Below are 12,292 nucleotides of genomic sequence, written 5' to 3'. Positions count from 1 at the left end.
AAATGTAACAATGAGCGGACGTGGCAAAACGTCCGCTTTAAAGCTGATTCCTGCATGAATCAATGGTTTGCAGATAAGATATTGTCGACTTCGAAGAATATATCGTTCAGTGTATTACATGCGTCGACAGCCGCCTGATTGATGGCATCGTCTCTGCCCGCCCAATAAGCAAACGGTTCTTTCATCTGCGAAATGGCATTATAAGCATCGTCTATTGCCTTTTTCACTCTTTCGTCCAAGTCGGCATCCAAGGAGTTGATGTATGCGCTCAGCGTATAGGTAGACGGCTGAATAACGGTTTCGCCTGCATTGTATGATTCGCTGCTCTGGAAACCTTCATACGCATTCTGGATACTGATGATGTTATCCTTGAAGTCGGTGATTGAATTTAAGCTGTACGGCGATTCGATGTAACCGGGGTCTTCCTCCATACCTCCTGCGGGGTCTCCTAATCCGGTGGGGTTACCTATCTTGATATTTCCCACTTCGTTGGCAATGTTTTGAATACCAGCCGAAATCAAATCCTGAACCGCTTCCAAGTAGTTCACGTATTCGCTGCCGGCTTGTCCGGCGTTCATCATTACCTGACTGTAATTAACCCCTTTGTCCAGTTCGTTGTCTTCCAGTATGGCCTGCTTTTCTGCCGTAACGTTTTCCGTTCCTGCCCAACATGCTTCCAGCAGCACGCATTGGTTACGCAAGTCTCCGGTAACGCCGGTCATGTAAAGCAGCTCTTGGGTGGTGTAGTTTACATTGTGGGCAATGCTTTTGGCATCGGCTCCCGTACCTTGCAGTTCGAACAGCAAATATTCGATGGCATGGAATCCCTGTAAGCCGAATCCCAAGTTATTGCCTACATACGTACCGTCTTCGTCCATCTGCGACATTTGTTCTTCGTTAGCCAACAGTGCGTCCATCGAAGTCTTGTCCAAAGGCCACGAGTCGATATGCGGGTCAATGTTATAATCTCCCGCAGGACCGAACAGCCATGCTTCGCTCAACTCCCAGTAGCGGCGTGCCTTTTTCCATGCTTCGCCTGCCGTTTCCACTTGCGCCGTGGTAACGTTTCCTGCTCCGGCATTCTTCATTGCCAAGCAAGCGTTATGAAGCTCAATGGCGGCATCTGCCATTCCCCGATACGTGGGTACGGCTGTATTGTTGGCAAAATCGGTTACAATGTTCTTCAACGCCTGTTCCTGTTCTGAAAGCTCTCCTTCACCGCCTCCGGTTCCCGGATCATTCTCGTCACTACATGCATACAGTCCCATCGCCATGAATGCACCCATCGTAAGATAAAGGGGCATCTTAAAAAACTTAGTCATTTTCATTTTGTAATACTTTTTAGAGGATTATTGATTGTTGGTTTTAGCGTGTAAACAGTCCGGCGTATGCCACACCCAGTGAAATCGACGGCTCGTTTTTATAGAAACTCCTCATCAACCCGATGGAGTATTCGCCCTTTATCACGATTTCCTTCATCGGATAATAGTTCAGTCCGGCGGCAATGCGCTGGCGTCCGCACCATTCGTATTTCTGTATGTTTGTTTCTGTTTTATACATAGAGTCGTAATAATCATACCTGCCGAAGATGTATAGTTTGTGACCTTTCTCGTGGAGCTTGTCGAACTGTGAGAATATGTTGTAGCCCGCTTCTATTCCGGCAGCGATGGCATCCGAACCGATTGCCTGCTTGGGCGAAGGCGAAGTGCTGGTCATGCCGCTGTTGAAACGGAATATCATGGCTGCATCCGACAGGTGACCGTAGTCGAAGTTCCCGCGTACAATCCAGTTGTGGTCGTTATAAGCAAAATCGAAAGCCCCGATTGCTACCGTGCCTTTCACGTCCTGATAGCGGTTGTTTCCGCTGCTGCTGTTGTTGCTCTCGCTCGTGGCTCCGCGCAGAGAGTTGCTGAACGAATTGCCTATATAACCGCTGACAGACAGGCGCAAACCTTTCACCGAGAAGTTGTCGACACGGAAAGCCCCAGCCACCGCATTGCCGATTTTAAATTCGTAAGGACTTCCTGCGCCTCCTTGTATCCAGTTCTTACGGCTGAAGCGGTCAGAATCCAAGCCCGGCAGAATCATGGCTTCATATCGCCAGTCGCCCGCCTGCCCCCAGATGCTTAAACCCGTTTCGTGCCACGTACAGGGCATGATGGTATTTTCGCCTTCCGGACGGTAGACGCCGAAAAACTCGGTAGGCGTATGGTGCATGTTCGTGCCGCCCACGGGAACGATGATGTGACCCAGCCGGATGTTAAATTCCGGACAAAATGATTTTTGTATCCAGAACTGTTCGAGGGCAACTTCCCCTCCGCGTTCTATTTCGCTTTCGTATTCGCCTCCTTCTTCCTCCTCTATTTCGATGGCGCTTTCGGTTCCCCCATGCTCAAACTCGATTTCGCTTCCCATCGACCATCCTTTCCCGAAGTCGTAGCCGAGGAAAATAACCACATGCGGCAAGTCGAAACGTCCGTGTTTTTCATTGCTGTGAGCATTTACCTTGCTCTCATCTAAATAGCGCATGTAATTATCGCTGTAAAAATTGCGCGAATATACCGCTTCGCCGTAACCGCCTACGGTGAAACGAGAACGTTTCTTTTCATTCACCTCCTTTTGGTCTTTCGAGTCGTCGGAAGTCGTTTCGTAACGGTTGGTTGCAAAACCGTGAGTGCCGAACGCTGCGAACAGCAGTGAGAATAGTAAGGCTTTTCCTTTCATTTCTTATAGTTTTTTAGTTTTTATTATGCTGCAAAGGTAGGAGAGGTTAAAAAATCGGACAATACCTATTTGTAGGTAAAAAAGAATGTTAAATACCTAATTGTAGGTATTTTTATGGGCATATATTACATATCGAAAGGCGGCAGACGGGTGTTTGATGTCTGATTTTGATTCTTTTTGTATGATGTTTTTGATGCTGTTTGCGGCAGGATTCTCAATCGTAACCCGAATGATTTTTAACCCGCCACGGTGAGTTATATAACTCTGCAAGGTGAGTCGTATAACCCCGCATGGCGGGTTGTATGACCCGGCTTGGTGGGTTATAAACCGCAGGCCGTTGGTTCATCAAACCGTGGCGGACGGAAAGGTTTTATGCAGCTCTTCCGCAACAAAGTCTTTCGGCGGATTGTTTATATCGGTAGAAGTTGTTATATTCGTACAACGAAAAAAACAGAAAATTATGAAACCTTTTAACTATGCAGTAATAAGCAGTCTTTGCGCCTTGATTATCGGTGTATTGCTGATAGTATGGCCGGATGTGGCAGTAAATTATTTGGTAATAACGGTAGGGATATTGTTCCTGTTGCCGGGTTTGCTGGGGCTTTTTTCTTATTTTGCTTCTGCCGGGAAGCGCAGGGAAGCCGGAATCCGACAGGCTTTTCCCGTCATCGCATTGGGCAGTTCGCTGTTCGGGTTGTGGCTGATGATAATGCCGGAGTTCTTTATCGGCATCCTGATGTATGTATTGGGTGTACTGCTGGTACTGGGAGGAATAAGCCAGTTGGTAAACTTTGCTTCGGCGCGTGCCTACATTCCTGTTCCGGCAGGGGTCTATGTGTTGCCCTCCGCCATCCTTGTTACCGGCATCGTGGTGCTGTTTAATCCCTTTCAGGCGGCTACCGTTCCGTTTATCGTATTAGGAGCCGCATCGGTGGTTTACGCACTGACCGATCTGTTTCGTCTGCTTCGTTTCCGCCGTAAGCGTAACGGGCAGATAGAAGACATTACACCCATCGAAGAAACGAAAGAAGAGTAAGAGCTTGTGCGGGAGGGCATGGAAAATTTTATTCGGAAGGCGGTCGAACTGATCGCTATAACCTGATTTTAAAACGTTTTTTATATAAAAACTGTTAAGAAACATTTGCTTTCATATTAGAAGATTGAATATATTTTGTAACTTTACATCGTATTGTAATACAAAATGAAAACAGAGATAGTTAACCCTTTACTCTTAATGCTCATGAAAAACTTTTTTTATTTTCTGATTTTGTCTGTTTAATCATGGTTCTAATGAGTAAATTAAGACGATAGATTCTATGACAACCATCACAGCTGATGAAAAAGAAAATCTGTTTTTGATGATTGCCGTATCGGTAAATAGTATTTATTATTGGAGTAACCATTTATAATATATTGCTTATGAAATTCCTTAAAATCAGATTGTTGTTTTATGTGGTAGCAGCAATCCTACTGTGTTACTTTATGGAATATGTTGAGCTGATTATTGCTATGACCCTGATGGTGATGGTAATGGACTGGGCAGGTACGTCATGGTACTTCTTGAATCGCAGAGCCGAAGCCGGTGACGAAAAAAGCCGGTTGAAATTGGAAAAGGTCAAGAAAGTCATTGACAACATCTGGTTTGACTTCTCTGTCTATCTTCTGTTGTGGGGATTTTTCGCACTGATAACGCATTGCAGCGGGAAGGTGTTTATCGGTGTCACGGTATTTTGTCTGCTCGGAGCGGGATTGACAGTTTGCGGTCATATCAGAAGGAAGCGGGATGCCGAGTCCATGAAAGGGATATCGGAATAGCAAGAAATGTAAACGTTAAAGCGGGTAACGCAGCCGGAGTATTCCTCACAACACAAAGAAAAGGGAATGCTTCGGCTGCGTTCATTCCGGCAGTAGCCTAAGAAACTGTTTTGAATTTCTACAAAAAGTTTTTCTTAACTTGATGTATCCGTTTTCGTGTGCGCTTTGGGCGATTTTTCGGTCTTTTCCACTTCTGTTCTTCGTCAGATAGCCCGCTATCTTCCTTATCACACAAGTGGAAATGCCTCAAAAAATCATCCCAAATCATCGCACGATAAATTCAAAACAGTTTCTAAGAGTTTCGGTATTGTTTGGGCGACATGCCCGTATAACGTTTGAAGTATTTTCCGAAAAAAGAGATGTCGGGGAAATTAAGCGAGTAGGCTATCTCTTGGATGGTCATGCCCGTAGAGCGCAATTTGGCTTGCGCATCGCGGATGATGAACGACGAGATGATGTCGGTCAGTGTCTTTCCCGTAATCTTCTTGATAGTCGTACTCAGGTGTTGGGGAGAAAGGTGCATCTTTTCGGCATAAAACGAAACGTTTCGCTCCGTCTTATAATATTGGATAACGATGCGCACCAGTTCTTTCACGATTTCCTGATTACGGCTGTAATGAGACGGTTCGAGTTGGGGCATGTCTCGCTGATAGATGTTTCCCAAGAGAAGAATGAGCTGGCTGTATGTCAGATTAATCTGTATTTCGTTCATAAAATCCTCCACGCGCAACGACTTAATCATCAGTTTCATGTAGTCGCGGAATATTTCGGCAACTTTAGGTTCGAGGTGCAATACCGGTCGTTCGAAAATATAAGGCGTATGCTTGATGGTATGCGAAAACAGATACGTGCTTCTGACCAAATTTTTAGAGAAACCTACGAAGAAGAAACGGCAATCTGCGCTTTGTTCCGTTATCTGAAAATATACTTCCGGATAAATGACAGCGATGGAATTGGCTTTCAGTTCATACTGGTTCAGGTAAATCGTTACGTTGCATGTTCCTCGCGTACAGAGCAGAAATATACATCCCGGCGAAGGTTTGGGAACATTAAAAAGTTGTTTGAAATTGCCGCACAGGTCAATACCTGCGGTCATATTCTGTTCTTTCGGTATTAAGTCGAGTTTTTTTAGCTTTTTCATCTATTTATCTCCTAAAGTTCTCGGTAGCAAATATAATGTCTTTGTAGTATATTCCCAAATCTTGCGGATTTTTCTTCGCTGGCGGTAGGGGCGGATAGAAAAAAAAGACATTCAAGAGAATATCTCTTAAATGTCTTTTTCTTCGTAGTGTGAGTTTTTATTCAGTAGCGGGAACCGGGATTGAACCGGTGACCTCATGATTATGAATCATGCGCTCTAACCAGCTGAGCTATCCCGCCATCGTTTTAAAAACCGCCGGGCGTGGAAGCCACCCAACGGCAAAAATCGTTTCTTAGTAGCGGGAACCGGGATTGAACCGGTGACCTCATGATTATGAATCATGCGCTCTAACCAGCTGAGCTATCCCGCCATCGTTTCACGATTGCGGGTGCAAAGGTAAGTCAACTTTTTGAATTACGCAACACCCTCGTTGCTTTTTTGCAAAGTTTTTTAAGTTTTGCTTGACGGCGTGGCTGATTTAAGCCGATAAACCGGTAAGGCAAGTGTGAAAATGTTTCTTTGAAACACGTTTGGAAAACAGTCTTCTGAAAAAGAAAGGCAGGGCGATACGGATATTGTTTGGATGACAAAACCGGACCCGGTTTATGTCCGTTGTGAATATAATTCACAATTTTATACGAGAAGACTGATTTGCTTGTGGAATGGAGATTACCTTATCGGGGCATTAAAGCAGGCTCTTGGCAGGCAGAAGTATGAAAAAAAAGGCAACAACGCAAAAAAAAAGTTTTTTATATAGTGAGTAAGCGAAAAAATCTTTTAATTTGCCGCCGTTACTTAATAATGCAAATGGAAAACAATTATGAAACGTAAGATACGAATCGAATATCCGTTAAATCCTTCTTCGGGAACAATTATATGGTCGGCTATCAGTACTCCTGCCGGATTACAGCGTTGGTTCGCCGACGAAGTTTCTAAAAGCGGGAAAATATATACGTTCCGATGGGGAAAAAGTGAGGTTCGCAATGCTGAAATTATCAATATGCGTTATGAGTCGTTTATCCGTTTCCACTGGATGGATGATGAGCCCCGGACTTATTTTGAATTAAAAATGTATTATAACGAACTGACTACCGACCACTTGCTGGAAGTGACAGATTTTGCAGAGGCAGATGAAGAGGAAGATGTGCGTAATTTGTGGGATTCGCAAATCGAGATGTTACGTCGCGTGTTTGGTTTATAACTCTAAAAATATACAAAATATGCCTTTCCTCTCCGTTTTTTGTGCTACTTTTGCATTCTGATAATTAAACAAAAGAATGCTACGCATAAAAAAACTTGATATATTTGTCTTAAAGAGTTTCTTATTGCTCTTTGCCGGGACTTTTTTTATCTGTTTGTTTATCTTCATGATGCAGTTTTTGTGGAGATATGTAGACGAGCTGGTAGGAAAAGGGTTGGAGATGGACGTACTTGCTCAGTTCTTTTTCCTCTCGGCACTGACATTGATTCCGCTGTCTCTGCCGTTGGCTATTTTGCTGGCGGCACTTATGACGTTTGGTAATTTTGGAGAGCGTTACGAATTGCTTTCCATGAAAGCGGCGGGTATTCCTTTGCTGCGCATCATGCGCCCTGTCGTGTTGTTTTGTGTCTTTTTAGGTGTTGTTTCTTTCTACTTCCAAAATATTATAGGTCCGAAGGCCCAGAAAGATTTATGGACCCTGCTGGTTTCTATCAAGCAGGCCTCTCCTGAAGTTGACATACCGGAGGGGGTTTTTTACAGCGATATAGAAGGTTATAACATCTATGTGAAGCATAAAGACCGTGAGACGGGAATGCTGAAAGATATTTTGATATATAACTTCTCGGACGGATTTGAAAACGCTCATATTATTTGGGGTGAAGAAGGCAGCTTGGAGCTGACTGCTGATAAAAAGCACCTTTATCTGCATCTGTATAACGGCGAGCAGTTTGAAAACTTGCGTTCGCAGTCGGTTATCTCCCGAAATGTTCCTTACCGCCGTGAGTCGTTCCGCGAAAAGCATACGCTGATTGATTTTGATACGAACTTTGAAACGGTAGACGGAAATTTCCTGAACCAGCGTTCAGACATCAAAAACATGCGTGAAATTTCACAGGCTATCGACTCGCTGAGTACGTATGTAGACAGTGTGGGACGCGCCATGCACAAAGATATGATGCAAACCACTTACAGGCAGCCTGTGATGAACCGTGTGGATTCTATTAAGGCGGAAAAAGCGAAGCTGACAATGATTAATACAGACAGTGTGTTTAATTCATTGCCTTCTGCCGAGAAGCTGAAGGTGCTGACCAATACGGAACGGCGTATTTCTTCTTTATTGTCTGAATGGAATATGAAAACGTTCATGACTCGTGATGCCGACAACAATATTCTTCGTCATAAATCTGATTGGCATAAAAAGATAACGCTTTCGCTGGCATGTATTATTTTCTTTTTTATCGGAGCTCCGTTGGGTGCAATTATCCGTAAAGGTGGATTGGGAATGCCGGTTGTAATATCTGTCCTGATATTCGTTCTTTATTACATTATCGACTCCGGAGCTACTCGTGTAGGGCGGAGCGGTGAGATGAATGTGGTGTTGGGAACATGGATGAGTACCCTTGTGCTGGCACCTTTGGGAGCTTTCCTTACTTACAAGTCGAATAAAGATTCTGTCGTATTTAATATTGATGTATATGCCGCCTTCTTCCGTAAACTGTTGGGACTTCGCTTGTCGCGTCATTTGTTTAAGAAAGAAGTTATTATCCATACTCCTGATTATGCGAACGACGTGCTTCTGCTTGATACGCTTATCGGAGAGTGTGAGGATTATGCCCGGACACACAAGCTGTTAGGCCCGCCCAATTATTTCCGTGTATTTACAAATAACGAACACGACGATGTTATTGCCGGGATAAGTCAGCAGATGGAAGGGCTGGTAGAAGAACTTTCGAATACGAAAGATACCATTCTGCTGAATTACTTGAACAATTATCCGTTCTTGTCGGTTAAAGCTCATAAGAGCTTGTTCGACAATCGCTGGCTGAACGCTTTGTGTGGCTTGGTTATTCCTGCCGGGTTGCTGATATGGCTTAATATCTGGCGTTATCGTGTAAGGCTGGATAAAGACTTGAAAGTTATCGTGAAGACCAGCCGCGATGTACAGAACAGAATAAGAGACATATATGATAATGATAAACAACAATAATAAAATAGAAGAACAGAAATTATGGAAAAAGTCAAACTGAATACCATCGAAGAAGCTATCGAGGATTTTCGTAAAGGAGAATTTGTAATCATAGTAGACGATGAAGACCGCGAAAACGAAGGAGACTTGGTGGTGGCAGCCGAACTGATCACTCCCGAAAAGGTCAACTTTATGCTGAAACATGCCCGGGGGGTACTCTGCGCTCCTATCACTCTTTCGCGTTGTGAAGAACTCGACCTGCCTCATCAGGTATCTAATAATACATCTGTGCTGGGAACTCCGTTTACGGTTACTGTGGATAAACTGGAAGGCTGTACTACCGGAGTTTCGGCTGCCGACCGTGCTGCAACCATCCGTGCGCTTGCTGACCCGGCTTCGACACCTGAAACCTTCGGACGTCCCGGACACATCAATCCGCTGTATGCACAGGAAAAGGGAGTGCTTCGGCGCGCCGGACATACCGAAGCCTGCGTAGACATGGCTCGTTTGGCTGGACTTTATCCGGCTGCGGCTCTGATGGAAGTGATGAACGAAGACGGTACGATGGCACGTTTGCCTGAATTGAGAAAGCTGGCAGACGAATACGGACTTAAATTGATTTCGATTGCCGACCTGATAGCGTATCGGTTGAAACAAGAATCGCTGGTTGAACGTGGGGTAGAGGTTGACATGCCTACCGCTTACGGTCACTTCCGGTTGATTCCTTTCCGTCAGAAAAGCAATGGCTTGGAACACGTAGCGCTGATAAAAGGTTCGTTCGAAGCAGACGAACCCGTATTGGTACGGGTACATTCTTCATGTGTAACCGGCGATATCTTCGGGTCAATGCGTTGCGATTGCGGCGAACAGCTTCACCGCGCCATGCAGCAGATAGAGCGTGAAGGAAAGGGAGCGGTAGTATATCTGAACCAAGAAGGAAGAGGCATCGGGCTGATGGAAAAAATGAAAGCCTATAAGTTGCAGGAAGAAGGGATGGACACGGTAGATGCCAACATCTGTTTGGGACATCAGGCAGACGAGCGAGATTACGGTGTAGGTGCTCAAATATTGCGCGAAATAGGCATTCATAAAATGCGCCTGTTAACCAATAACCCGGTGAAGCGCGTGGGACTGGAGGCTTACGGTTTGGAAATCGTGGAGAATGTTCCCATCGAAGTAACGCCTAACCCTTATAACGAACGTTATCTGCATACCAAGAAAGACCGTATGGGGCATACATTACATTTTAATAAATAAAACATCGCTTTATGGAAACAAACAATTTAGTAAGAAATTATGCGGCAAAAGCGGCACAGACTGCTTTGTTTCGTAGCGTATATCTTTGGATGACTCTCGCGCTGGTTATTACCGGATTTGTGGCTATGTATGTGGCAAAATCGTACGCGCTTATTTCGATGATAGCTCAAAACAGCATCATGTTTTGGGGAATCCTTATAGCCGAATTAGGGCTTGTGATGTATATGTCTGCACGCATCAACCGCATCAGCTTTACTACGGCTACCCTGCTTTTCATCGCTTATTCGGTGTTAAACGGCGTAACCATGTCGATACTGTTCATGGTTTACACGCTTAGCTCTATCGCTACCACCTTCTTTGTTACGGCGGGAACCTTTGGTGCGATGGCGCTGTTTGGCTATGTAACGAAAAAAGACCTGACACGCATCGGAAGTCTTTGCATCATGGGAGTCATCGGGCTTATCATCGCTTCGGTGGTGAATCTCTTTTTGCAGAACTCTATGATGGATATGATTATCTCTTATGTGGGCGTGTTGCTGTTTGTAGGACTTACAGCTTACGATTCGCAGAAAATCAAGCAATTGCTTGGTGGCGATGACATAGAGGTAAACGAAACGACACAGAAAATAGCCCTTATGGGAGCCTTGACTCTGTATCTCGATTTCATCAACCTGTTCATTTACTTGCTGCGTATTTTAGGCGACCGTAAATAAAGAATATTAATTCGGACGGCTCTTATGTGTCATCTGCTTGGAGATGTAGCATAAGAGCCGTTTTTTTATGCCTTGTCGGGAGGTGCTTGGAAGGAAAATGACAATTTTCTTAAAATGTTTTTATATGTGACAGAAAATGATTTCTTTTGCAGGAAATTAACAACCTAAACAAGCGAAAACAATGAATCAACTTTCAGACCGTTTAAATAGCCTGTCGCCTTCGGCAACATTGGCTATGTCACAAAAGAGTAGTGAATTAAAAGCACAAGGTGTAGACGTCATTAATTTGAGTGTTGGCGAACCGGACTTCAATACGCCCGATCATATTAAAGAAGCTGCCAAAAAAGCTATCGACGAGAACTATTCGCGTTATTCGCCCGTGGCCGGATATCCTGCTTTGCGTAACGCTATCGTTGCAAAGCTGAAAAACGAAAACGGTTTGGAGTATACGGCTGCCCAAATCAGTTGTGCGAACGGTGCCAAACAGTCTGTATGCAATACGATAATGGCACTTGTCAATAAAGGCGACGAAGTTATCGTTCCCGCTCCTTATTGGGTAAGCTATCCCGAAATGGTGAAACTGGCAGAAGGTACTCCGGTTATTGTGCGTGCAGGTATCGACCAAGACTTCAAGATTACTCCTGCACAGTTGGAAGCAGCCATTACGCCGAAAACCCGTGCGCTGATATTGTGTTCTCCGTCTAACCCTACCGGCTCGGTTTATACGCAGGAAGAACTGAAAGGGCTTGCCGACGTGTTGGCTAAACACGAACGTGTGATTGTGATAGCCGATGAAATTTATGAACACATCAACTACATCGGAAAACACCAGAGCATCGCGCAGTTTGCTGAAATAAAAGACCGTGTGGTCATCGTAAACGGTGTGTCAAAAGCATACGCCATGACCGGATGGCGTATCGGATTCATCGCCGCTCCCGAATGGATTGTGAAAGGAGTAAACAAACTTCAGGGACAATATACCTCCGGCCCTTGCTCGGTATCACAAAAAGCAGCCGAAGCTGCCTATACGGGTACACAGGCTCCGGTAGAAGAAATGCGCAAGGCTTTCGAACGCCGCCGCGATTTGATTGTGAAGCTGGCAAAGGAAATTCCGGGATTTGAAGTAAACGTTCCGCAGGGAGCTTTCTACCTCTTCCCGAAATGCGATTCATTCTTTGGAAAGAAAGATGGCGACCGCGTAATTGCCAATGCCGATGATTTGGCTATGTACTTGCTTGAAGTAGGCCATGTGGCTTGTGTTGGAGGTACGTCCTTCGGTGCACCGGAGTGCATCCGTATGAGTTATGCCACTTCCGACGAGAATATCGTTGAGGCAATGCGCCGCATCAAAGAAACTTTGGCACGATTGAAATAAAAATCCTGCACACTCAGGGCATGAAACAAGCCTTTAAATGTTTTCCGCAGGTTCGGGAAATGTTTAAAGGCTTGTTTTTTATCCGTTTACATCCCGCCGA

The 12,292-nt window shown here is 44.8% G+C and carries 10 protein-coding genes and 2 tRNA genes; 7 read left to right on the top strand and 5 right to left on the bottom strand.

The window, feature by feature from the left end; all coding sequences use genetic code 11:
• Positions 1–59 precede the first annotated feature (59 nt).
• Both M3085_RS02665 and M3085_RS02660 read right to left on the bottom strand, forming a co-directional pair.
• On the bottom strand, positions 60–1,328 hold the full coding sequence (locus M3085_RS02665) for an imelysin family protein (RefSeq protein WP_249052223.1): 1,269 nt from the start codon (positions 1,326–1,328) through the stop codon (positions 60–62).
• A gap of 37 nt (positions 1,329–1,365) precedes the next feature.
• The gene (locus tag M3085_RS02660) at positions 1,366–2,724 is read right to left on the bottom strand and encodes a hypothetical protein (RefSeq protein WP_249052222.1); all 1,359 of its coding nucleotides are present in this window, start codon (positions 2,722–2,724) and stop codon (positions 1,366–1,368) included.
• Between the two features lie 460 nt (positions 2,725–3,184).
• On the opposite strand from M3085_RS02660, the gene M3085_RS02655 reads away from it, so the two are divergent.
• Together M3085_RS02655 and M3085_RS02650 are read left to right on the top strand one after the other, a co-directional pair.
• Complete coding sequence (locus M3085_RS02655) at positions 3,185–3,760, top strand: DUF308 domain-containing protein (protein ID WP_204500110.1); 576 nt, start codon at positions 3,185–3,187, stop codon at positions 3,758–3,760.
• A gap of 383 nt (positions 3,761–4,143) precedes the next feature.
• Positions 4,144–4,539 (top strand): hypothetical protein, encoded by a 396-nt coding sequence (locus M3085_RS02650; protein WP_178256764.1) that lies wholly within the window; start codon positions 4,144–4,146, stop codon positions 4,537–4,539.
• Between the two features lie 292 nt (positions 4,540–4,831).
• On the opposite strand, the gene M3085_RS02645 is transcribed toward M3085_RS02650, so the two are convergent.
• The 3 genes from M3085_RS02645 to M3085_RS02635 all read right to left on the bottom strand — a co-directional run bounded on the left by M3085_RS02645 (position 4,832) and on the right by M3085_RS02635 (position 6,050).
• Positions 4,832–5,680, bottom strand: coding sequence for a helix-turn-helix domain-containing protein (locus tag M3085_RS02645; protein ID WP_249052221.1), 849 nt, complete (start codon positions 5,678–5,680; stop codon positions 4,832–4,834).
• A 165-nt stretch (positions 5,681–5,845) separates the two neighbouring features.
• Positions 5,846–5,919 (bottom strand) — tRNA-Met (locus M3085_RS02640).
• 57 nt (positions 5,920–5,976) lie between these two features.
• A tRNA-Met gene (locus tag M3085_RS02635) sits at positions 5,977–6,050 on the bottom strand.
• 447 nt (positions 6,051–6,497) lie between these two features.
• Here M3085_RS02635 and M3085_RS02630 point away from each other — a divergent pair.
• The 5 genes from M3085_RS02630 (at position 6,498) to M3085_RS02610 (ending at position 12,192) form a co-directional block, all read left to right on the top strand.
• Positions 6,498–6,881 carry an START-like domain-containing protein gene (locus tag M3085_RS02630; RefSeq protein ID WP_178257425.1) on the top strand — a complete coding sequence of 128 codons (384 nt, stop codon included), beginning with the start codon at positions 6,498–6,500 and terminating at the stop codon, positions 6,879–6,881.
• A 76-nt stretch (positions 6,882–6,957) separates the two neighbouring features.
• On the top strand, positions 6,958–8,868 hold the full coding sequence (locus M3085_RS02625) for an LptF/LptG family permease (protein ID WP_178257424.1): 1,911 nt from the start codon (positions 6,958–6,960) through the stop codon (positions 8,866–8,868).
• A 21-nt stretch (positions 8,869–8,889) separates the two neighbouring features.
• A complete protein-coding gene (locus tag M3085_RS02620; protein ID WP_249052220.1) occupies positions 8,890–10,104 on the top strand; it encodes a bifunctional 3,4-dihydroxy-2-butanone-4-phosphate synthase/GTP cyclohydrolase II in 1,215 nt (404 codons plus the stop codon).
• Positions 10,105–10,115: 11 nt separating this feature from the next.
• Positions 10,116–10,817, top strand: coding sequence for a Bax inhibitor-1/YccA family protein (locus tag M3085_RS02615; RefSeq protein WP_178257422.1), 702 nt, complete (start codon positions 10,116–10,118; stop codon positions 10,815–10,817).
• Between the two features lie 181 nt (positions 10,818–10,998).
• Positions 10,999–12,192, top strand: coding sequence for a pyridoxal phosphate-dependent aminotransferase (locus tag M3085_RS02610; RefSeq protein ID WP_178257421.1), 1,194 nt, complete (start codon positions 10,999–11,001; stop codon positions 12,190–12,192).
• The last annotated feature ends 100 nt before the right edge of the window (positions 12,193–12,292 follow it).

The organism is Bacteroides caecicola, assembly GCF_023337095.1.
Lineage (GTDB): Bacteria > Bacteroidota > Bacteroidia > Bacteroidales > Bacteroidaceae > Phocaeicola > Phocaeicola gallinarum.
This window is presented reverse-complemented; position numbering and strand designations above follow the sequence as displayed.